Below are 23,126 nucleotides of genomic sequence, written 5' to 3' on the forward strand. Positions count from 1 at the left end.
GATAGCGTATCCGGTATTAGCCCCGGTTTCCCAGGGTTATCCCGGTCTTACAGGTAGGTCACCCACGCGTTACTCACCCGTCCGCCGCTATCCTGGAGGTCAGCAAGCTAACCTCCAAGATCGCACGACTTGCATGTGTTAGGCACGCCGCCAGCGTTCGTCCTGAGCCAGGATCAAACCCTCCATAAAGTCACCCCCACAAAAAGCTTCGCTTTTTGCGGGGACCCCGAAGTGCTACCCCAAAAAATCTTCCGATTTTTTGGGGACCCCGGTATCTAAACCTGTTTCGCACAGGTTAGGTCCTATGAAAGGGTCAATCCAAGCTTTTTTGCTTCCGTACCCTTCCCGAGTACGGTCCGCTTGCCGTTATTCCCTTGCCAAGGTACCTGTCGCTTTCGGCGTTTCCTGCCGTCGGCGACGTCTCTTAATTTATCATATCTTCGCGTCCCCTGTCAAGGGGTTTTTGCTCCCTTGTCCCGCGGGACGCTTTCTTAATATATCAAATTCCTTTACCCTTTTTCAAGGGCAATTTCCTCGCAATTTTCTCCCTAAAAAAGGGTAAAAAAATAAAAAACGCCGGCAAACTCAACTACCAGCGTTTTTCGACAATTTTTTAACCAAAACGACCGGTAATGTAATCTTCCGTCCGGCGATCCCGGGGTTTAGTAAAGATAACCTCGGTCCTATCCATTTCAATTAATTCACCATTCAGGAAAAAGGCAGTTTTGTCTGAAATTCGAGCCGCCTGCTGCATGTTGTGGGTAACAATTACTATCGTGTATTTTTTCTTTAATTCCTGGATAAGCTCTTCAATTCGCATAGTAGAAATTGGATCCAGGGCCGAAGTTGGTTCATCCATTAAAAGCACTTCCGGTTCAATAGCCAATGCCCGGGCAATACAAAGCCTTTGCTGCTGGCCCCCTGATAACCCGGTAGCAGGTTTATGAAGCCTATCTTTCACCTCATCCCACAATGCTGCTCCGCGAAGGCTTTTTTCAACAATTTCATCTAATTTCCTCTTATCTTTTAACCCATGAATTCTTGGCGCATAAGCTACGTTTTCGTAAACCGACTTAGGAAAAGGATTGGGCGATTGAAAAACCATTCCTACTCTTTTCCTAAGTTCCACCACATCAAAATTTTCCTTATAAATATCAACACCATCAAATAAAATTGAACCCTCAATTTTTACCCCGGGAATTAAATCATTCATACGGTTTAACGTTCGTAAAAAAGTCGATTTTCCGCATCCCGAAGGACCAATTAGGGCTGTAACTTCATTTTTATAAATATCCAAACTTATGTTTTTTAACGCTTGAAAGTTACCGTAATATAAATTCAAATCCCGAACTTTAATTTTAACCTCAGACAGCATCTCTTATCCTCCAATGCTGCATTAATCTCACCATTATTTTAACTTCTCACAACTCCTCTAACTTTTAGTTCCAGCTCAATTACTTTTTCATATGACTTATTATATTAGTTTTTTATTGAGTTTATATTATGCTAGAATTAAATTTTTCTTAACATAAACTGTCTAATTTTTAATTTCCACCTTTAACTTTTCTCTACACCAACAAATATTTCCATATTTTTTAAATTTAGTACATAAAAAAATTAAAAAAAGTATTGAATATTTACTAAATTAGTGGTATAAAAATACAATAAGCACACAACCTTCATTTTTGCCCCCGGAGTTTTCTCCGGTTATTTTTTTACATACAAAAAAGCCTGCCCGAGCAGGCTTGAACAATTTTCTTAAAATTCCCCTCTAAACTCAAACACCTTTTTCCCGGACAATGCCTTGTTTTCAATATAATTGGCAATTTCTTCTAACATGGACAGGAAATAATAATTGTAAAGTCGGGTAAATTTCTCAACAATTTCATGATACCCTTCTACCGGCCATCGTTCCCCTTTCTCATCCACTTCCGTATTTTCTAAATAAAGCCGGTTAAATTCATCCTTTAGTTTGGCAAACTCTTTTTGCTCCAGGTACTGCCGAATGAGCGGAACATCTTCAACCTTTAGCCGCAGAATTTCATACCCACCCTTACTTTCATACTCACCAATCCCGAGCTTCTTTGGAACCCGGTAAAGTTCCGGATCCTGAAGCCCCGCCACATACTTCCAAACCGTATCATCTTCACAGTAAACGTATTTACCCACCGGCAGCCCTCCCGTAAAATTAGGTTCATTATATTATTTCTCTTTCTCCGGTTTTTTTCCTGCTAATCAGGAATAAACAAAAGAAGGATTTTGTCAAATTTTGTTTAATTTTATAACTTAATAATATTTTCTTTTTCTACCATAAAGGCTTAAGCAGGGGGTTTGCCTTTGTTATACGACCTTGATACCACCGATTTTTCCAAAAAACTTTCCTATCTTCAGAGCTATGAAAAACAACTTCTGGAACGTTTTTGCAGTTACGCTCAGCAAAAAATCCTTAAGTATCATGCCATCTCCCGTAAGCCAGACAGCTAACGGATAAACTGTCTCTCTCATTTCAAAAGTAACATTCTTAAACATTTCCATTCATATAAAACTTTGCCAATTCTATGTTTAATATTTGCTTCACCTAATTGGATTTTCCAAGCCAGTAAAAGTCTATCTCCTTCAAATAAACAATTTTTTATATTTAAAGGAGCTTACCTTCCGAATTATTTTTTTACCACAATTTTCTTAATAAAAAATCTCCTCTAAATTCGCATTCAAATACTCTACCGCTGCTTCTTTCTGCCTTTCACTTCGTGCAGAAGTTTCCACTACAAAACCTACTGTCCAGCCCCTTGCAGGAATAATACCATAAACTTCTCCCCTCTTTAAAACAAAACCTTCTTTTTTGGCAAATCAGGATTCAAGTAAGTGGTCCTGCAGGTACGAACAAACGGCGCCATCAGATACTGAAGGACTGTCGTACCCTCAGTGATATTTACAACTACATCAACATCGGAAGCCAGCAAATCTTTTAAGCTTCTCCAGACCTATTCCGTTCGCTAAAAAGCTGTAAAAGGATCATCAACAAGAAAAACCAAATACCCTCCTAAATAGTCTGCTTTTTCCATTATATCTGGAAGTCTTTCTTTTCCTTTCTCAGAGGTTAGACAAAATAAAAAATCCGGCTTTACATGATAAAGCGCCGAAAATAATAATCCTGATGACATTCCCAGCGGAGAAATAAGAATTTTCATTTATACTTCATCTCTTTTCATTGGTTTAATTCAAACTCATCTGTCCTTTTCCTTCCACTATAATACTTCTCTCCCTCCAAAAAATTTTTTCCATATAAACTACGAGTCACTTTTTATGTTGAAAATCACCTTTGTAAGAATTTTGTAAGAAATATCTTTAAAATTACTTATAAATTTCAACACTCATTTCCCGATAAAGGCAAACCCGGCGAAAGCCGGCGACGCAAAGCTACAGGGGCTAAGGTAGTTTTACGCTACTATGCCAGCCAGCTGCCGAAGGTTTAAGGAAGAGGGGACCCTTTTGCCTTGCGGCAGAAGGGTTATTTTATTCGCATTTACACCATAAAACATTGAAAGGAAAGGAGGGATAGAAAATATCTAACAAACCTAAAAAAAGCAAAAGTCTATTTGTAAAAAATGCGGAAAAGAGTTTGAGTATGTATCGCGCAAAAAACGAAAACTTTGTCCCGATTGCGTTAAGCCGTTACATAGATAATGCCAAAAACCACGAAAGTCTATGTTTTACCTGCTGTAACGCTACTCCTTTAAGATGAAGCTGGGTTGACAGGCTGGAAATAGTCTGGGATAAGGCTGAAAAAATTACGCGCAAGCTGGAACGGGATAAAGGGACTTATACGTTATTTAAAGTAAGGAAATGTAAAATGTATGCAACTTCTGAGGTTGTAAACAAAAAAATCGTTTACTTATAAAATCATCTATGAGGAGGAAAAAACATGAAAATCAGCACAAGTCTTAAAATTATCCTCTCAGTACTTCTCATTTTTTCTTTAATCAACTTATTTGCGGTCTATTCATATTTAAATGGAATGGTAAATGACAGCAGAATAGTGAACTATGCTGGCGTAGTAAGAGGAGGTGTTCAGCGACTTATTAAGTTAGAAATATCAGGCAAACCATCCAACGAACTAATTTCCAAAATAGATAAGGTAATAAACGGTCTAATTAATGGCGATAAAGACCTGCAATTACCAAAAGTAACAGATCAAAAATTTATTGCCAACATGAAAGAAGTAGAAAAAGCATGGCAAAATTTAAAAGAATCAATCAACAAGGTAAGACAGGGTAAAGCTCAACCGGAAACTCTTTTACAGGAAAGCGAAGCATTTTTTGACTTAACAAACAAAGCAGTAACAGCCGCCGAAGAATATTCCAGAGGTAAAGTAATAACACTAAAAACAATTCAAATTGTCCTTTTCGGCATTAACCTCCTTATCCTGGTATTAATCTGGATTTTGAGCCAAAGAAAAATTTCAAAACCTTTATCTGATTTAACTGAAAAAGTAGAACAAGTAGCAAGCGGCAATCTCCGGATAAGCATCGATTATAAAAGCAAAGATGAAATTGGAGTTCTTGCCAGCAGCATAAACACAATGATACAGTCAATAAGTCAAATAATAAATCATGTAAAAGAAAAATCAAATATCCTTGTCAAAGAATCCGAAGGTCTCTCAAGTACTTCCGAAAGTATGGCAACCTCTTCCCAGGAAGTTGCTAAAGCAATGCAACAGGTCTCTGCTGGAGCTTCTACCCAATCTCAAGATTTAGCAAATATCGCAGCGCTAACAGAAGATACAGCAACAAAGGCAAATTCAGGAAAAGAAGAAATGGATAATCTTGTAAAATCAATCCAGCAAATAAAATCATCGTTCGAGCTGGTTGTTGAGAAGGTTAAAATTCTGGCTTCCTCAATAATGAATATAAGCAGTGTGGCCAACACAATAACCGAAATTTCTGACCAGACCAATTTGCTAGCTTTAAATGCAGCTATTGAAGCAGCCCGGGCTGGCGAAGCTGGAAAGGGATTTGCAGTAGTTGCCGAAGAAGTAAGAAAGCTCGCCGAAAAATCCAAAAGTTCGACCGACGAAATTACTAAAATAATTTTCTCCGTACAAAATGATGCCAACGAGGTAATTAAAACCTCAGAAAATGTTGATAATTTCATTAAAGAGCAAGTTAAAGCCGTAGAAGCCTCTGTAATGGCTTTTGGAGATATTTTACAGGCTGTGGACGAAATAGCTGAAAAGATCCAACAAATAAGTGCCGTAACCGAAGAAAACTCTGCTGCCTCCGAAGAAGTTGCAGCTACATCCCAAGAGCTTTCAGCATCCTCTGAAGAGCTGGCAGCAGTTGCTCAAAATTTAAACTTAATTGCCAACGAACTAGAAAATGCTATTAATCAATTTAAAGTGTAACTACAGATTAAGCCCTGCCAGTTTGGCAGGGCTTTTATATATTAACTTGCTCAGGCTTTAAATGAATATGGGCTTAAAGACACCCCTCCGGCTTATATTTAAACTCTACAAGTTTACCCCCCTTTACCCGGCTTTCATAATTTTTAAAAAAGTGATAGCTGCTCATTTTCATCATCATACTTCCCAATTAATAAAGGAGAGTTTGGGTCATGTTTTTCGTAATTTTTCCTTCCCGCTTCATAATTTCCAGCATAACAGTATTTACACCCGTGAAGGCAGGTATCGTAAATGCCTACATCTTTACTGACCACACAGCCACATTCCTGGCGCTGGCTTTTATCTTTTAAGTGGAGTTTTTCGGGTAAAGTAAGGGAAAATACTTTTTCAATATAATCCGCATCAATACATTTACCAGGCATAATACCTACTTCAGGTAGAAAAGCCATATTTTCAGCGCAGCTCTGAATTTTTAAGCCTGCTTCTCTCGCTTCTTTTGCCATAAAAGCGGCAAAACTCTTTATTATCACTTCCGGAGGCTGATAAATCTCTATTTCTTCTTCTTTCAGCTTCTTAAAATTCACGGTAGCTTTGCGGTATTCATCGACAAAACTTATCACCACCCGGGTGGTAAAATCTTTTAATTCATTTAAAATATACGAAAATTTCTCCCGGTAAAAATTACCATCGTGAACATTACTGAAGATTATCGGGTCATAACGCCAGATAACTTTCTCTTTACCGATTTTTTCCGATAGCTTTTTAAAGGTTTCTATCCGCTTTTCCAGGGACGGTAAAAAGGGCTCCATTTCCGGGCCGTAGCCGTTTAAAGTATATTGAAAATAAAAGCGATAACCTCTATCCTGCAGCTCATCAAGGTACTTCATAAAAGGAGCAGGATTTTTAGTCCAGAAAACAATTGCAGTAACATCCTCGGGACGAAGAGAAACTTTGCTCATTTGTTTAGCATTATAAGGATTTTTAAAAATAAAATACCCTTCCCTTATTCTATTCATAAACCATTCGCCGTAAAAAGCCGGAATGTCGGTTCGTCGACTGGCGCTAATTATCTGCATTAATATCACGCTCCTCTATTAAGAGTTTACTATCGAACTTTTGTTCTGGTCAATTAGAGGTTTTGCTTAACCATTTTTCCGCAAAACTAAACTGTAGTATTTCACATTTTTCCGCGGAATCAAACGATTACTTCCATCTAAAACTTTTAGTACTTCTTGCCGGTATTCATAAGGCAACTTCACTTCCCGACTGTAATTATGATTTTCGCTTATAACTTCTAACCCGGGATAATTATTTAATAAGGTGTTCCTTAAGGATTAGAGAAGCAGCCGGTTATAATCATCCTTGGTTTCAGAAAAAACTAATAAGCTATTGGGTCCAGGCTTTTAAGAAAAAATTTTTTCCAAAATTCCATCCAACACAACTTAGAAAACCATCAAGAACCAATAAAAAATGCCCTGGAAAACTTTTAAATCCAGAGCATTGATTTCCTGCACCGTTACCATTATAATTCCCCGGCAATCCGGTCGGGTTGGCCCCTTTGGCCATTTCTAGCCGGATTCTGGTCATAGTATCAAGGAGAGTCCGGACCAATACAATCCCTTTAAACAGCTGGTTTCTGGTCACAATAATATAATCGTAAAGCTTGAGCCTATTCCGGTTCATGGCAATCCGGGAGACCATTTCAATGGGAGTATCTTCCTCGACCACCAGGGGGCAGGATCCATTATTGCAGTTATCGGGCGCTCGAAATACAGAGGCACCCAGTACTGCCTCCCCAGATGGCGATAATTGGATTTCCTTCCTGGAAAAAGTATAAGATTTTAATATTTAGAGTAACAATTAACAAAATTAGCAAGGTGACTAAAATCAAAATTACCTTTCTTTTAACTTTTATTCGGTTATACTGCACTGATAACATTCCTCCTTCTTCCTTCCATCCCTCGGATTGTGTGCATTTTAAAGCCGAAAGAAACGTCTAATCGGCTGTTCACTCGTTCTACGCTGTATGTTTTTTGTCAATAGCAGATTTAAATTGACCCATTTTCAACGGTTTTAAATTGACCAACCTTGCTTTTTTTAATTAAGCTTTGATATGTGGGTTACCGTAGAGACCGGTTTTTAACCTGTCCTTTTCCATCGATACCGGGCTGGGAGGTAAGGTCAAATTCGGTTAGAGTCTTTTTATTCGGAAGTCGGGCGAGTTGTGACCTTTTGGGGATGGGGCTTCCTTTCAGAAATGTCACCTGCTCTGAGGTATTTTCTTACCGTATTTCTGGAATGACCTGTTAATACGTCGAATAATATTCTTCTGCATTTGTTTTACAATTCCTTGTTATTTGCGGCAAATACTTTTTGACATAATTCGCATATTTCGACACTTAATCCCATTTTACGACTCCGCTATCCGCAAAATAAAGTACCACTAATATCTCCTGCTTTTACAATTTAATATGAGCTGCCAAAAAAATTTTCCATAAAAAAAGACCCCAAAAATTTTCTCTTTGAGGCCGCAACTTTAACACCTAAAACTCTTCACTCTTTTTTATTTTACCTCCACACACCCAAAGCCCATGCTGTTTTTCTCCCCAAAACCGGTATCATAACCAAAAGCAATAAGCTCAGAAGAGCCTTCCACCGTAAAAGGAGCCAGATATCCCAAGATTTTTTGGTCCCGGTAGTGGATAAGCTTTGTTCCTTTATTTTTTTTTAAATATTCCTCGTCAAAAAAGAAAATCAAACGGTCATCCGCCGGAAGACGGCCGTAATATGTTTCAAATTTCCGCAAAAGATTTTGCCGGATTTTTTCCGAAAAAAATTCCGGCTCTTCGGTATACCTAATATAATAGGGCGTGGCATAACCTTCTTTAATAGTGCTAACCACTATGGGAGATAAGCAAACAAAAATCTGGCCAGGCTTTATTTCGGGATTTTCTCTGATATAAGCGCCTTTTACCGTAAACTCTTCCCGGCCAATTTTAAATTTGTGGTCTTTAAATAATCCGTTTAAAAGATGAAGTAAAAACTCATAGAGAGGTGAACTTATTTTCAAGGAAAACTCCCCTATCACCCAAAAACCTTCAGAAGTTATTTTCTTCCTTTTGGCCAAAATTTGCGAAAAGGTAAAAAACTTAAATCGCCGCTCCCCAAAACCTTCATCATGAAGTTTTTTAGCAAAATCCGGTGATGATTTAGCTATAGTTTCATAAATTGCTGAGGTAATCTGATACTGGTAATTAAACGGTAAAAAGACCGCTTTCTCCCGCGGTTTTAAAAGTACTTCTATGCGCATAATTTTCCTCCAATCCAAAAATTGTTCGATTAAATTTGGTACACAGCTAAGTTTATCCCTTAATATATTTTCTTTGCAGTTTCTGATTTACCTGCCTAAGGGCGGTTCCGGCCGCTTTTCCCTTTTTGGTAATTTCGTTTGCTAATAAGTAATTACTTCAGAGTAACTTTTTCGGAGTTCTTTACTGGTATTTTACTATTCTCTGAGTTTTTCCCTTTTCCTCTTAAAGCAGCCTAAAATAACTCCCCAACTTAACACAAATAATTCAAGCCAGCAGGAACCGGCCCAACAATTTTTCTCAAACCTAAATCGGTTCGAATAATTTTTCAGCTTTTAAACGCTTTTTCAACCTCCCCTTAATCTCCTTTCGAAGCAGGAAGATAAGGGATAAGCCTTGCTGCCAGATTTTCTATTGGCAGAGATTGGAGCCATACCTTGCCCGGCCCCTTCAAAGTAGCAAGAAACAATCCTTCTCCGCCAAACAGGATATTACTAAACCCTTTTACCATTTCAATCTCAAAGGTAACAGTAGGCTCAAACATTGCTACATGGCCTCGGTCCACCCATGCCACCAGCCTGCGTAAAAACCCTTTCTCCCTTTCCCATGGTTAAAATTACGACCGGCAAAGTCTCCACCACAATTTTAAAATTCATAAAAACATCACCCTTATATTTTAAAATCTCCCGCATAATTTTTTTAAATTATTTTCCTTTAAACTTACCAAAGGGCTCGGTCAAGTTCGTAAATTACATAACGGCGAGTAAACATACGGCATTTGACAGCCATCGTTTCACCATCTTTTTCGTAAAAATTTCAAGACCCTGTATGTCCTGAATGGTACTAAAATGCCTGCCCTATGTTTCCATCCCACAATGGTTCTATTAAAACCGTATACCATAATCACGAAACATCCGGATAAACCAATATTTCCATCCCACAATGGTTCTATTAAAACGATAAGGTAATTACCCAAAGCATCCCAAAACTGCGGAGATTTCCATCCCACAATGGTTCTATTAAAACAGCGAAAACCTGTTCGAGGTTTCCTTCGGTAATATGGATTTCCATCCCACAATGGTTCTATTAAAACTTGCTAACCGTTACGATACTATGAGGATATTTAATAATTTCCATCCCACAATGGTTCTATTAAAACTATGCTGAACCGGAAGCACCAAAAATTAGTAAGCGTTATTTCCATCCCACAATGGTTCTATTAAAACTACCTGAGGGCGCTAAGTTTTGCCCAAATTGTAGGAAGATTTCCATCCCACAATGGTTCTATTAAAACCCTCCCGTCGCTCGGCTTTCCGGCTTGCCCTTGACAAATTTCCATCCCACAATGGTTCTATTAAAACAAAATTAATTGATTGGACAAGATTAGAGTATGTTTTAATTTCCATCCCACAATGGTTCTATTAAAACCGAGGACCTGGCTTTATTGCTTGGTGCTCCTTACCATCATTTCCATCCCACAATGGTTCTATTAAAACTTCGTTGAGAAGAAGAAATACGAAGTTGACGAGAAAATTTCCATCCCACAATGGTTCTATTAAAACCCGCAAGCTCCGTACCTTTCGATATAGCTTATTCGCATTTCCATCCCACAATGGTTCTATTAAAACTTGACAAGGCAACCCTACCCGGCCCGCTCCTGCTCTTCAATTTCCATCCCACAATGGTTCTATTAAAACGTTGCACCTATTTTCTATGGCGCATTAAAAGATGCATTTCCATCCCACAATGGTTCTATTAAAACGTTCAGACGCAATTTCAGCACCTTCCATTTGCTGACATTTCCATCCCACAATGGTTCTATTAAAACGGGACTACCTGGAGAACGCTTCTAAAATTTCAGCAAATTTCCATCCCACAATGGTTCTATTAAAACTTTAGATGGAGTAGGCGGGTTATTCGTATCATCGAGATTTCCATCCCACAATGGTTCTATTAAAACAAAGACTTAATCCAGTTTGCAAAACTGGATAACTCAGTATTTCCATCCCACAATGGTTCTATTAAAACTTAACCACGAAATGGCCTCTCTCATTCAGGTGAAAGTGATTTCCATCCCACAATGGTTCTATTAAAACTTTGCGTTTATTTTGACAATAGTAACATTTACTGCAAAATTTCCATCCCACAATGGTTCTATTAAAACCACTCAAGCACTCTTCTCGTCGTTCTCTTTCAACTCATTTCCATCCCACAATGGTTCTATTAAAACCACCGGCCGGCCGTTGTCAAGGGCGGCCGTTAGGCATTTCCATCCCACAATGATTCTATTAAAACTCAACACCTTTTTTAAAATATTCGCAAAGTAAAAGGCATTTCCATCCCACAATGGTTCTATTAAAACCCATCCCAAATAGTAATTTACAGTTTCACCTTTATTATTTCCATCCCACAATGGTTCTATTAAAACTCTACATGACCCAATTCTTTTTCTATCTTAGAAAGCTTATTTCCATCCCACAATGGTTCTATTAAAACGAAGGGACAATTGCTATTCAAAGGTCACTGCAAAGGCATTTCCATCCCACAATGGTTCTATTAAAACGCTACATTCCCAACCACTTTCACAGCTTTCTTAAGTTATTTCCATCCCACAATGGTTCTATTAAAACCATCCGGATTAACCGGAGAAGCAGTTTTAATTACTCATTTCCATCCCACAATGGTTCTATTAAAACTAACTAAAGGGGGAATGAAAAATGAGAAAATTTTACGAATTTCCATCCCACAATGGTTCTATTAAAACTTAAGTTTGAGGCTTACTTGCAGGAGTTCCCGTTTTTAATTTCCATCCCACAATGGTTCTATTAAAACGGTAAGGGCAGAAGCTAATTTCTAATACCGACACGGCATTTCCATCCCACAATGGTTCTATTAAAACGAGCTGGTTCGGCAAACCCTCAGCTGGCGCATACTGAATTTCCATCCCACAATGGTTCTATTAAAACGGGTATTCCTAACCTGCTCAATCTTTTGTCTTCCTGCATTTCCATCCCACAATGGTTCTATTAAAACGTTGGGGAAGCGTTTTTCCATGCCTTCTATGAGTATATTTCCATCCCACAATGGTTCTATTAAAACGTTATTGTTGAAGTACCTCCTGCATCTGGGTACGAAAATTTCCATCCCACAATGGTTCTATTAAAACTATCTTGATGTTGTTTTTGGAAAGCTAAGTCCAGTTTTACATTTCCATCCCACAATGGTTCTATTAAAACCGAAGCCGTTCATACGAGGACAAGCAGGGGCAGAAGATTTCCATCCCACAATGGTTCTATTAAAACAGGTTTATGCGAATTGCCCAGGAGGTAGCTGAGCTGCATTTCCATCCCACAATGGTTCTATTAAAACTAACTCCGACGCAGCTAATACGTTCCTCGGCCCCATATTTCCATCCCACAATGGTTCTATTAAAACTATCATCTAGAATAACCGCTTGGGTTAAACAATAAACATTTCCATCCCACAATGGTTCTATTAAAACATAATCACCGCCGTTCCAATGCCTACCCCATTCTTGATTTCCATCCCACAATGGTTCTATTAAAACAATAAGCCCGTCGCGGGTACTGCTGGTCGTCTTTACGATTTCCATCCCACAATGGTTCTATTAAAACGAAGCAATTGCTAAAAGTTTTAAGTTATTTTATGAAATTTCCATCCCACAATGGTTCTATTAAAACAAAACTTCTCAGCCCAGGGTTTCATTGCTACTTCCCCTATTTCCATCCCACAATGGTTCTATTAAAACCCGGTTCTAACTGTCTGAATAAGTTCAACCCTTTTCGCATTTCCATCCCACAATGGTTCTATTAAAACATGCGGCAAACCCGGGGATATAGTGCATCATAAGATTATTTCCATCCCACAATGGTTCTATTAAAACAGGTGGCAAAAACGGAGGGGTGGAAGATAGTAGTACATTTCCATCCCACAATGGTTCTATTAAAACAAGAAGCCGTCTTGTTCAAGATAATGTTGCAGAAGCGAATTTCCATCCCACAATGGTTCTATTAAAACTCAACCAATACCTGACCCAATCCCAGGGGTTCATTGTATATTTCCATCCCACAATGGTTCTATTAAAACAAGAAGCCGTCTTGTTCAAGATAATGTTGCAGAAGCGAATTTCCATCCCACAATGGTTCTATTAAAACCGCTAAATCATAAAGACGCCAACTAAAACCATTATTACATTTCCATCCCACAATGGTTCTATTAAAACTTTTGGGGTGAATACCGGCTTTCAGGAGAAGTGTCGCGATTTCCATCCCACAATGGTTCTATTAAAACAATTCGCGCCAGCCGATCTGTTACCTCACGTATGAATTCAATTTCCATCCCACAATGGTTCTATTAAAACTGGCCCTAATACAGAAAATGCAGTCAAGACCTATCAAATTTCCATCCCACAATGGTTCTATTAAAACATGTCCTGCAACGTCAGCCTGCCTCTGACCTTCTTATATTTCCATCCCACAATGGTTCTATTAAAACGGCTACTATTGCCGCTATTACCGCCATCCACAGTTTCATTTCCATCCCACAATGGTTCTATTAAAACCTTCTCAAACCAAGCTGCCACAACCCCTGTAATGTAATTTCCATCCCACAATGGTTCTATTAAAACAAACGCAATTCGAAATAAAGCCGAAATTTAAGTTTAATTTCCATCCCACAATGGTTCTATTAAAACAAACGCAATTCGAAATAAAGCCGAAATTTAAGTTTAATTTCCATCCCACAATGGTTCTATTAAAACCGAAGCGGATTTCTTCGATGTAGTTGTATGGGGCAAAAATTTCCATCCCACAATGGTTCTATTAAAACAAAAACCGCCCCAGGTAGTGCATCCCGCACTACCCAGAGATTTCCATCCCACAATGGTTCTATTAAAACTGGTATGGGTAGTTGATTTTGAGGTGGTGAGGCTATGAACATTTCCATCCCACAATGGTTCTATTAAAACGGTTAAATATATAACCTACAAAGAGGCCAAAGAATTATTTCCATCCCACAATGGTTCTATTAAAACAAAAGTAATATTTTTGAATTACAATTCTTTCTAGCATATTTCCATCCCACAATGGTTCTATTAAAACTTAGAGAAGTATCATGTAGTTTTTGTAAGGAGGAAATTTCCATCCCACAATGGTTCTATTAAAACCAGGCTAACGTTATACGAGAACAACCGCAAATTGTTCGATTTCCATCCCACAATGGTTCTATTAAAACTGAGGTTTCCGAAGTCCAGAAAATGTTGAAGTTTTATTTCCATCCCACAATGGTTCTATTAAAACCTTACGACAAAAAAAGAGAAAGATATCTGACGAAAATATTTCCATCCCACAATGGTTCTATTAAAACGCTTCGTAGTGGATAAGTGCAACTGCGAGTATTTTAATTTCCATCCCACAATGGTTCTATTAAAACTCATGAGAAAACAAAAGAACAGGCGGCTTATGACAAAAAAATTTCCATCCCACAATGGTTCTATTAAAACTTCCGCATACATAGCGCCTTTACCGTAATAAATTTTCAATTTCCATCCCACAATGGTTCTATTAAAACACAGTTACCAGCATTTTTTCATCCTCCCACTCTAAAAATTTCCATCCCACAATGGTTCTATTAAAACAAAGAAGTTTAATACCCGAAGAATAGTAGAAATGGAATTTCCATCCCACAATGGTTCTATTAAAACCCCAGCTTGCTTGTTCAAGATTTTCAATCCGGAATTTAATTTCCATCCCACAATGGTTCTATTAAAACGAGGAACCTTTAATGATTGAGATAGGTATAGCGCCAATTTCCATCCCACAATGGTTCTATTAAAACCAAGCATAAATCCCAAAGCTCCACCTAAAAATAGTCCAATTTCCATCCCACAATGGTTCTATTAAAACCTTGCAATGTCCCTGAATATGTCGCTGCGTCGTCATAATTTCCATCCCACAATGGTTCTATTAAAACCTTGGGTGAACTCCAGTCTGATGGAAATGCGCCGCAAGATTTCCATCCCACAATGGTTCTATTAAAACCAACCGTGATGGAATTGCGCAGGGCTCCTGTATCTACATTTCCATCCCACAATGGTTCTATTAAAACGGGCATATTCCCTCGCCGTCCCAGGCAAATTCGCAGAATTTCCATCCCACAATGGTTCTATTAAAACATTAATTTACAAAACAATGATTGATTATTATAACAAATTTCCATCCCACAATGGTTCTATTAAAACGAAGGGATTCAATCCCTTCCGGTAACAAAATAAATCAATTTCCATCCCACAATGGTTCTATTAAAACATAACGTGGGCTTTGCCGATACCGATTTAAACGGTTTACATTTCCATCCCACAATGGTTCTATTAAAACGATTATATTGATACCGAAAGACTTACTGAATTCTGGATTATTTCCATCCCACAATGGTTCTATTAAAACGAACACCGGGACAAAAAGCGTGGGCAGAAAAACAAAATTTCCATCCCACAATGGTTCTATTAAAACTCTGGCAAAAACAACAGCAGTAAACATTATTTTAAAAGAATTTCCATCCCACAATGGTTCTATTAAAACGAAGGATTTTTACAGATAACAGAAACACAAAAAGAAAATTTCCATCCCACAATGGTTCTATTAAAACAACGTGGATGAAGTGGACTGTTGGCACTGTTGTCGTATTTCCATCCCACAATGGTTCTATTAAAACCATCTCGCCCAGGAATGTAATCGTATTGGTCGTTATATGCATTTCCATCCCACAATGGTTCTATTAAAACTAATGCTTCACTGGTTGCCGTGGCCACAACGGCATAAAATTTCCATCCCACAATGGTTCTATTAAAACGCCTCCCGGACGACCGCGCGGCCAGCCTCCGAAAACCTATTTCCATCCCACAATGGTTCTATTAAAACGCAGCAATCGCCAAGCAGGCGATAGAACGAATTGGCATTTCCATCCCACAATGGTTCTATTAAAACTACTACTAATGAAGAATATGACCCTTCAACCAACACTATTTCCATCCCACAATGGTTCTATTAAAACCCTTTGGCAGGAGTTTATGGAAGAATTTATATCGCAAATTTCCATCCCACAATGGTTCTATTAAAACGCAGGGTCAGGAACAATTTATTTCTCAACAGGAGCATTTCCATCCCACAATGGTTCTATTAAAACCACTTTGATATTGAGTAGTTATCAACTTACTACCACCATTTCCATCCCACAATGGTTCTATTAAAACCCATCCTGAAAGCCTTAAAAAATAAGGCCTTCAGGGAGGTGAAAACCTTAAAATCATCGTCGACCTCCGATAGTGCAAAAAACCCCGGGCAGCGACGACTTTTTTATTCCTTTGCCACTTATTATTCGCTTTTATTCCGAATTTTCCTGCTCTTTTTTACAAAAAATCACTTATCGGATTTTTCTCCTTACCTAAAATTCCCCTTTCCACCCACTTGGGAGTTGAAAAAACGTAGTACAGCACTGCATCTTCCTCTTCACAAATTAATTTTTTTAGCCCATATTTTACTTTTTCAAACTGACTTTCGGTTAAGTTCCCTTCAAACACAGAATTTTGCACCCAGTTAAGGTATTTTCTTAAAAACTTACACACCTTGGCTACTCTTTTTTCCCCAATATCGTAAACGATAATAACATACATCTTACCACCACGCTCTGAATCCCCGGTAGTTTTCATCCCCAATTAAATGTTTTATCAATCGATAAGCTTCTAATTTTATTAAGGTTTGATATGATACATGTCTTTTTAAATTGCGGTGCTCTATGGTCGAGCGAAGTTTTTCTTCATACTCCTGTAAAAAAGCTTTTTTGCCCTTTTCCTTTAAAAAACAATAACCTTCTTCGATTTCAAAATCATCTTCGGTGATAATATTTCGATTTAATACGGTAAAAATCACCCGATCTACAATTATCGGCTTAAAAATTTCACTTAAATCTAAGGCTAAAGAAAACCGACGTTGCCCCGGTTCGTGTAAATAGCTGATTGTTGGGTTTAACTGGGTATGGTAAATTTGGGCAAGCACTGTAGTATAAAAAACCGTATTCCCGAAAGAAATTAAAGTATTTAAGATATTATCCGGTGGTCTTTTAACTCTTTTTTCCATTTCATACCCCGTAATTAACGGAAATGCCCGGTAGTAGTACTGCCGGATATTACCTTCAATTGCCATTAGTTCTTCTGGGTCTTTGGCCCTTTTTATTTCCTTTTTTAAACTTTCTATACCGCTAATTTCGCTTTCTACTCTATACCCTCGATTTTTATAGTAATTTAGATTCCTTAAAATATTATCAGAAGCCGTTTCTACTATTTCCCGGGCAATGGTCATTCGTTTTTCCAAATCAAGATAATGCTCTACCTGTTTTACAAGAAGAAAGCCGGAATTTAAATAATCTCTTGGCATAAAGCTTCCGGTATAAAAGCCATAATAGTTAAAAAAGTGAAGAGTAATATTATTTTGAGCAAGAAAATTTACCGCTTTAGTATTTAAGTCAACCTCACCAAAAAAATAAATGCTTTCAATATTTTCCACCGGTAGCGGTTTCTTGTTTTCTTCGGTTTCAAAGTAAAGGGTGTTATCTTTTCTTTTTAACCTTCCGCTGTTAAAAATATAAATCGTTCTTCCCATATTCTCCTCCTAAATAAAACCTTCCAAGATGCTTTCCGGTTCATCGAGGATTAACCCCAGCTCATCATCGTAGCGACTGCCTACCACCAGTAAATTATCCTTGCGATAAATATGTCCCTGTTTTTGTAGCTTAAAAAATTGATTTAAGCTTATATTTACTAAATAGCCCATTGCCTCAAAATATTTATCTTGCTCGACTAACTCCTGATACTCCCCAAGATACCGCTCGGGCACCGCTTCTACGGAATTGAAAAGTTTGTAGAACCTATCTTCATTTTCTTCAAAGACAACGTAAGGATATAGGCTATCAAGTAGGGATTTCATGCTTTTTTCAACTTCTTTAAATAATTCTTCTTGTTTTTTTGTAAATCCTTGACCGTAAACTTTATCAATCATCTCCTGAATCTTTGCCTCATAAAGAATATCCACTTCTTTTAATACTTCAATGCTTTTATTTACAAGGTCAGGGTAGTAAATATATTGGTCCTCCGAACTTCCTGTAGATAATACATATACTTTAGAAATTCCTTTTTGGCCCTTTCGATTTACACGACCAAAACGCTGCAGGAGAGCATCCAAAGGTGCCGGCTCGGTAAACAGGACGTCATAATCTATATCGAGGGATACCTCTACCACCTGGGTGGCTACCAGTAAATCAAGGTCCGATAGTTCCCGTTCAATAGCTTCCCGGTGCCGCTGCATAAACCGCCCGTGCAGTAATTTTTTCCGGAAAGGCATATCGGCAAAGAGTTGATACACTTCCTGGGCGCGCTTTACAGTATTTAAAATCACCAGGACTTTTTTACCTTTATTTAAGTACTCTTTAATCTTTTGCATAGAATTAAAGATATCGTAAGGTAAAACTTCTACTCTGTGGCGGGTAAATCGGTTTAGTTCATCAGAGGTCAATGTTACTTCCTGCGATATTGCTAACTTTTCCTGAATAAGATTTTTTAAAAAAGTGGGGATTGTTGCAGACATTACCAAGGTGCGTACATTAAAGTGGTCCTGGAGGAATTTTAAAGAAGTCAAAAGTAATGCTGTAGTCCTGGGGTCGTAAGCATGAATTTCATCAACAATTACTTTTGCTTCTAAAAGCTCTGCTAAATTCATTTCAAAGCCTTTTACCCCGAAAAAAGCTTTAATTAACTGAAAAGGTGTCATAATTTTTAAAGGTTTTAATATTTTCCGGTTTAAATCTTTCAGGTCGCGAATTCTCGTTAAGTCATCTTCCCCTAATTTTTTATAAAGATAATACTGAGCTTTTCCGTGCAGAAAGCCTACTTTTTCTTCCCCAAATTTTTCTTTTAATCGATCATACATGGCATTGATGCTGGCAGTATAAGGTAAAATATAAAATACCCGGTCGCCTTCCCCGGGCTTTTGGTTGGCTTCACCCCAAAATAAAGCAGCTTCGGTTTTACCGGATCCGGTTGGGGCAGTAAGCATTAAACTTCCTTTAAATTCCCGACAAAACTTTTGGGTAGAGTATAGGTTGTGAAATTTATATACCCTTGATGGTGCGGGAAAATTTTCAATATAATCTTTTCCTGCCGACGCCAGATGGTCGGCAGCCATTAAAAACCCACGTCCTAATATTCCACGGATTTTTTCTTTAGCTTCTAATTTTTTCTCCATGCGTACATTCTTAATCATTTTTTTTAATGTTTTAAAAAGTAATTCATTATCTGCCAAATTGTCTTTTAAGTTAAATTCATCACCAAACATTTCCTGGAATTTCCTTTTACCTTCTTCAAGAAAAGTAATTAGTTCCTTTTCTACCGGTTTAATTTCTTTTAGACGGTCATTATAAGTTTCCTCATCGAAGTATTTTTCCTGAAGCTCTCTTAGGTCTTTATGATGGGTAACAATCCACAAATGGATATCTTCTAAATCATTGTCATTATACGGCAGAAGATTTACAAAGTAGGTAGAAAGCAGTTCATGGCGATAGCCCCAGCGCTTTCCTTTGGGGTTTAATTGTTCTTGAAACCCCGTCGCTCCTTTACCAAAATCATGAAGAAACACCGCCCAGAAAAGCTTTTGGAAAAAAAGGGGATCCCCGGCATACGCCGGGGCATTTTGGTAAATTTTCCTAAAACTCTTAAAAACTTTAAGCACTTTTTCGGTATGCTCTTTTAAACTTTCATCTGGCTTAGCAAAAATATTCTGGCTCATATAAAAACACCCCACAGCCCTCCGCAGGATCTAAATAAAGATTTTTTTCATCCCTTACCTGACACTCCCGGTCAATAATTATAAACTTCTCGGTTTTAAGCCTTTTGCGAGGATATCCACCATCAAAGATTACCGGCAGGGAAACAAGCGGCCCAACAGCTCCTTGGACTCCAGCCGGTACCAAGCAGCCTTTCAAGATAGTTTTGTCTACTTTAGCAAGTTCGATTTCATCGATACCCGCTACCCAGGCTAAATCTTGGCTTCGCCCTAAAAGCAGCTGATAAACAGGTTTTTTAAAGATCGACTGCATGTTTAGATCCGTAAGATATAAGGTAAGTTCCGGTTCATAGAGAAATTCCCGCCGCCAAACATTAGTTTTGAAAGAAAGTTTTTCGCCTATTTCATAAGCAGTTTCCAGGTCTACCGCCCGGGCTTGATAGGTAAAATTATAACCAAGGCCAAAATCAACTCGCCGGATAATTTCCCCTGCGGCTGCAGAAATTAAGCCTAATACGGTAGAAAGGGGCGGTACCGTCAGGGTAGGTTGGTAGCCGCTGATAAATAGAGGGTAGCGAAAAGAAGCGGTTAATCCCTTTATCCTAATTTTCAAGGCTTTCATGCCTATCTCCCCAGATAATAATTTTCCACTTCCCCGGCAAAGCGTTCGATCATTTGTTTTACAGTTCCTACCTCGATTCTGTTAAAGCCTTTGGCCGCCATCCGGTTTTTAAACTCCGTTAAATCCACTTCATCCATAAAGCCGTTAGCTTTGCCTAAATATACATTAGAAATTATGCTTTCCTGATAATCTAAAAGCACCTCTTCTAAATAATCAAGGTTGATGATGGGCTTGCCGTCTTTTTCGCCTGATAAGTTCATTAAAAGGTGGTTGCCGCCGTCTAAGATAAGGAGAGCTACAAATTTCGGTGATACATCGGTTAAATGCAGAGTTTGTTTGGCTCCCCCGAAAAGATAGGCTAAAGCTAATAAAACTTCTTTCGCCCGTTTAGCCCGCTCTTCGGCCACCAACACCGCTTCCCCGTTAATGACCGTAGCGTTGTATTCATTAGCCTTTTCCAAAAGTTCGGGGCTAATATTTTTAAAGCCGGTTTTATTTACCGTGGTAAAGCGACCAACGCTATCTAAATCTAAGGCAAAAATACCTTTTAAAACCGTGGAATAGAACTGATGCTCATAGGGAACAGGATCACCTTCGTGCCGGGCCATTACCCCAAAATCATCTACAGGCTTAAAGGGCACTACCGATACCAACGGGGAACATTTAAGAGGTGATAACCGTGTGAATGTATCCTTTTTCTCAGCCCGCATGTAACCAAAAACATCATCGTCATAATACTTAAAGGGATTGTTTTCGGTAAAAGCCGTTTTTGATTCACGGGCAATCGGGGACATTGGCCAGTTAAATTTGTCTGCTAAAACATCCCGCCACCAGTAGCGCCAAGCTTGGGCCGATACATAGGGATAAATATCCCGGCCTTTTCGAATGGTTTTAACCGCTATGGTGTTTTCCGTTCTTGCTCCTACATCGCTCCCGGCATTGTTTAAGGCCGAATGAGGAGCATCAATTAAAACAAATCCAAGGCAGTGCTTTCTCATACTTTTTCCTCCTCCTCAGTAAATTCTAAAGGTTTATCGGTAAGCCATCCCGATAAAGTTTCGTAGATTCTAAAAAGCAGTAGATCCCGGGTTTCTTTCCAGTTTTGCGGCCCTTCGGGAAAAAGGTCTTCCATATATTCATCTAAGGTAAATAATGGCGTTGAAACCCCTTTTTCAAAGCGTTTCCTGTAAATTATCCTTAATTGATTGCGAAATTCATCGTAACTATTGGCTTTTTCTAAAAGGAAAAGTCTTCTTGTATCATCTGTTTCTTTGATATACCTAGCAAGCTCGTCCCCCACGCGCTTAATTGTTTCAATGCGTTTTTCCATGTAGCCTCTCACCTCCTTTAAATATAGAGATAGAAATTCAAAATTGCCGGTGATAGTGCGAGTCTGAGGATTGACAAAGTAGGAAACAATGCTTTTCTCGTTTAAAAGTTTGTTAAGGACTTCGTTGTTTAAATTTTTCTTTTCCTCTTCGGTAGCATTTTCGGCTCTCTTGCCGGTATAGCCTTTGGCTTTTAATTCCTGCCATTCCCGCCAGAAGCCTTTTCTTTTGGCCCGAACGATAAAATAGAAAACCTGGGCAGGAAGGTCGTAGATGGAAAGGTCGGGAGATTGGTTGTAATTGGTAAAATTATAAATTCTAACGGCTATCGGTTCATCAAATAGGTCTGTAAGGTCCCGCACAATCTCTTCTGCGAGAAAAAATACAGCATTTATGGGATTTTTAAATCCTTTATCATATATACCTGCTAGATCCCCCAGGGCAATTTGGCGTTTTACTTCATTAATACATTGGCGCACATAGATATAATTTAACTCCTCACTGGCGGAATGCACCAGCATAAACCGCCCTCCGCAGGAAAAAAGAACCAGGGGCATAAACTGAACAAGCATAGCACATAAGGCACAGTAATTTTCTCCGGCCTCCGCCGCTGGAAAATGATTCCTCAAATCCCTGGTACCAGTAAGAGGTACATCCGTTTTGGTAAATTTTTTATAGGGTTCACGAACACCACAGCCCGCACAGCCATTTCCGGTATTGAGAGGTTTAATATTTTGTTTTAAATCGGTCATAAATTCCAAATACTTATTTTCTTTTTCTTTAACCGATGGGTTAGTAAAAGGATTGTTGGGAAAAACCGAATACAGATTTTTCCGCCAGCGTTCGCTATTATAGAGTTTTACGGTAATTGAGATAATTTCATCCAAGTCAGCGAGTTTTAGAGCTTCCGGCGATTTTTTATCATTCCATGCCAAGACAGCCAGTAAACCTGCATCCACAAAAGGATTACCGGTAAAGGTAAAATAGCCCACACTCACACCTCCTTTCAGGCGTAACAAAATTCAAAATAAGCACATTTTTTGCAAAGACTTAATTTTCTGATTTTTTCCGGTGGATACATTTCCTTTTTTAACTTAATTATTTCGGCAATTATTTGGGATAACTTTTTTTCCACTTCTTCGGTTAAAATCACTTCCTTTCGCTTCTTTTCTTTAGGAAATAACAGGATACCTTTAACTGCGGAAAATCCTTTTCGTTTTAAATAATAAAGGTAGTAGTACAGCTGCCATAAATGAGCTTCTTCCATTTTTGATGATAATTTCACCTCACAAACCGCCCCGTCTTCTAAAAGATCAATTTTTACAGAACCTATTTCCAATTCTTTCTTAAAACGCCGATAGGACTCTTCGTGAATGAATCGACCAAGCTCTACCCGGTCATGGGCCCTTTCCTGACGGATATTGCGAGCATATAGCCAGAGTTTTCGTGGACAAATTATGTAGTAATTTACCTCAAGCCCCCCAAGTTCAATCTCATTTATATCATCCAACATATTTTCACCTTTTAAAAAGATTGTTTTTTCAGCCATTTTTATATACCCAGGAAAAATATTAAAATTAGTCAACCAAAAAAAATTTTTTTCCAAAATATTTTACT

15 protein-coding genes, 1 rRNA gene, 1 CRISPR repeat array and 1 riboswitch are annotated in these 23,126 nt (G+C 38.4%); of the genes, 2 read left to right on the forward strand and 14 right to left on the reverse strand.

What is annotated here, in order from left to right; genetic code table 11:
- The 3 genes from ciss_RS01020 to ciss_RS01030 all read right to left on the reverse strand — a co-directional run.
- Positions 1-189: ribosomal RNA gene (locus ciss_RS01020) — 16S ribosomal RNA — on the reverse strand; the annotation flags it as partial.
- Positions 190-613: 424 nt separating this feature from the next.
- Positions 614-1,375 carry a phosphate ABC transporter ATP-binding protein PstB gene (pstB, locus tag ciss_RS01025; protein ID WP_088775844.1) on the reverse strand — a complete coding sequence of 254 codons (762 nt, stop codon included), beginning with the start codon at positions 1,373-1,375 and terminating at the stop codon, positions 614-616.
- 383 nt (positions 1,376-1,758) lie between these two features.
- Entirely contained in the window at positions 1,759-2,169 is a 411-nt protein-coding gene (locus ciss_RS01030; RefSeq protein WP_075864473.1) for a hypothetical protein, read from the reverse strand.
- A gap of 168 nt (positions 2,170-2,337) precedes the next feature.
- Here ciss_RS01030 and ciss_RS13200 point away from each other — a divergent pair, with 168 nt between their 5' ends.
- Positions 2,338-2,484 (forward strand): hypothetical protein, encoded by a 147-nt coding sequence (locus ciss_RS13200; protein ID WP_166503956.1) that lies wholly within the window; start codon positions 2,338-2,340, stop codon positions 2,482-2,484.
- A gap of 512 nt (positions 2,485-2,996) precedes the next feature.
- Here ciss_RS13200 and ciss_RS01035 read toward each other — a convergent pair.
- On the reverse strand, positions 2,997-3,191 hold the full coding sequence (locus ciss_RS01035) for a hypothetical protein (protein ID WP_075864474.1): 195 nt from the start codon (positions 3,189-3,191) through the stop codon (positions 2,997-2,999).
- Positions 3,192-3,379: 188 nt separating this feature from the next.
- A riboswitch (cyclic di-GMP riboswitch) is annotated at positions 3,380-3,469 on the forward strand.
- Positions 3,470-3,925: 456 nt separating this feature from the next.
- Between ciss_RS01035 and ciss_RS01040 the strand changes: the two genes are divergently transcribed.
- On the forward strand, positions 3,926-5,404 hold the full coding sequence (locus tag ciss_RS01040) for a methyl-accepting chemotaxis protein (RefSeq protein WP_075864475.1): 1,479 nt from the start codon (positions 3,926-3,928) through the stop codon (positions 5,402-5,404).
- Positions 5,405-5,547: 143 nt separating this feature from the next.
- On the opposite strand, the gene ciss_RS01045 is transcribed toward ciss_RS01040, so the two are convergent.
- The 10 genes from ciss_RS01045 to cas4 all read right to left on the reverse strand — a co-directional run bounded on the left by ciss_RS01045 (position 5,548) and on the right by cas4 (position 23,058).
- Positions 5,548-6,477, reverse strand: coding sequence for a DUF1848 domain-containing protein (locus ciss_RS01045; RefSeq protein WP_075864476.1), 930 nt, complete (start codon positions 6,475-6,477; stop codon positions 5,548-5,550).
- A gap of 1,487 nt (positions 6,478-7,964) precedes the next feature.
- The gene (gene cas6, locus ciss_RS01055; RefSeq protein WP_075864478.1) at positions 7,965-8,711 is read right to left on the reverse strand and encodes a CRISPR-associated endoribonuclease Cas6; all 747 of its coding nucleotides are present in this window, start codon (positions 8,709-8,711) and stop codon (positions 7,965-7,967) included.
- 356 nt (positions 8,712-9,067) lie between these two features.
- On the reverse strand, positions 9,068-9,274 hold the full coding sequence (locus tag ciss_RS13080; protein ID WP_201787756.1) for an AIM24 family protein: 207 nt from the start codon (positions 9,272-9,274) through the stop codon (positions 9,068-9,070).
- A 296-nt stretch (positions 9,275-9,570) separates the two neighbouring features.
- Positions 9,571-15,979: direct repeats of the CRISPR family, unit length 30 nt; unit sequence ATTTCCATCCCACAATGGTTCTATTAAAAC.
- Positions 15,980-16,135: 156 nt separating this feature from the next.
- A complete protein-coding gene (gene cas2 / locus ciss_RS01065) occupies positions 16,136-16,399 on the reverse strand; it encodes a CRISPR-associated endonuclease Cas2 (RefSeq protein ID WP_028052971.1) in 264 nt (87 codons plus the stop codon).
- A gap of 1 nt (position 16,400) precedes the next feature.
- Complete coding sequence (gene cas1b, locus ciss_RS01070) at positions 16,401-17,384, reverse strand: type I-B CRISPR-associated endonuclease Cas1b (protein WP_075864479.1); 984 nt, start codon at positions 17,382-17,384, stop codon at positions 16,401-16,403.
- A gap of 9 nt (positions 17,385-17,393) precedes the next feature.
- Complete coding sequence (locus ciss_RS01075) at positions 17,394-19,562, reverse strand: CRISPR-associated helicase/endonuclease Cas3 (RefSeq protein ID WP_075864480.1); 2,169 nt, start codon at positions 19,560-19,562, stop codon at positions 17,394-17,396.
- Positions 19,540-20,181, reverse strand: coding sequence for a type I-B CRISPR-associated protein Cas5b (gene cas5b, locus ciss_RS01080; RefSeq protein ID WP_075864481.1), 642 nt, complete (start codon positions 20,179-20,181; stop codon positions 19,540-19,542). Before cas5b ends, ciss_RS01075 begins: the two co-directional genes overlap by 23 nt.
- Before the next feature lie 2 nt (positions 20,182-20,183).
- Positions 20,184-21,179 (reverse strand): type I-B CRISPR-associated protein Cas7/Cst2/DevR, encoded by a 996-nt coding sequence (cas7i, locus tag ciss_RS01085; protein WP_075864482.1) that lies wholly within the window; start codon positions 21,177-21,179, stop codon positions 20,184-20,186.
- Positions 21,176-22,501 carry a type I-B CRISPR-associated protein Cas8b1/Cst1 gene (cas8a1, locus tag ciss_RS01090; protein ID WP_077177379.1) on the reverse strand — a complete coding sequence of 442 codons (1,326 nt, stop codon included), beginning with the start codon at positions 22,499-22,501 and terminating at the stop codon, positions 21,176-21,178. The genes cas7i and cas8a1 overlap by 4 nt, the downstream gene beginning before the upstream one ends.
- Positions 22,502-22,515: 14 nt before the next feature.
- Positions 22,516-23,058, reverse strand: a complete 543-nt coding sequence (gene cas4, locus ciss_RS01095; protein ID WP_143298446.1) for a CRISPR-associated protein Cas4 — start codon at positions 23,056-23,058, stop codon at positions 22,516-22,518.
- Positions 23,059-23,126 lie beyond the last annotated feature (68 nt).

This window comes from Carboxydothermus islandicus (assembly GCF_001950325.1).
In the GTDB taxonomy this organism is placed as follows: domain Bacteria; phylum Bacillota; class Z-2901; order Carboxydothermales; family Carboxydothermaceae; genus Carboxydothermus; species Carboxydothermus islandicus.

Coding starts and splice junctions, on each gene's coding strand:
- pstB (WP_088775844.1), bottom strand. CDS start 1,375: ATGCTGTCTGAGGTTAAAATTAAAGTTCGGGATTTGAATTTATATTAC.
- cas7i (WP_075864482.1), bottom strand. CDS start 21,179: ATGAGAAAGCACTGCCTTGGATTTGTTTTAATTGATGCTCCTCATTCG.
- ciss_RS01035 (WP_075864474.1), bottom strand. CDS start 3,191: ATGAAAATTCTTATTTCTCCGCTGGGAATGTCATCAGGATTATTATTT.
- ciss_RS01045 (WP_075864476.1), bottom strand. CDS start 6,477: ATGCAGATAATTAGCGCCAGTCGACGAACCGACATTCCGGCTTTTTAC.
- cas1b (WP_075864479.1), bottom strand. CDS start 17,384: ATGGGAAGAACGATTTATATTTTTAACAGCGGAAGGTTAAAAAGAAAA.
- cas5b (WP_075864481.1), bottom strand. CDS start 20,181: ATGAAAGCCTTGAAAATTAGGATAAAGGGATTAACCGCTTCTTTTCGC.
- cas6 (WP_075864478.1), bottom strand. CDS start 8,711: ATGCGCATAGAAGTACTTTTAAAACCGCGGGAGAAAGCGGTCTTTTTA.
- cas4 (WP_143298446.1), bottom strand. CDS start 23,058: ATGGCTGAAAAAACAATCTTTTTAAAAGGTGAAAATATGTTGGATGAT.
- cas2 (WP_028052971.1), bottom strand. CDS start 16,399: ATGTATGTTATTATCGTTTACGATATTGGGGAAAAAAGAGTAGCCAAG.
- ciss_RS01075 (WP_075864480.1), bottom strand. CDS start 19,562: ATGAGCCAGAATATTTTTGCTAAGCCAGATGAAAGTTTAAAAGAGCAT.
- ciss_RS01040 (WP_075864475.1), top strand. CDS start 3,926: ATGAAAATCAGCACAAGTCTTAAAATTATCCTCTCAGTACTTCTCATT.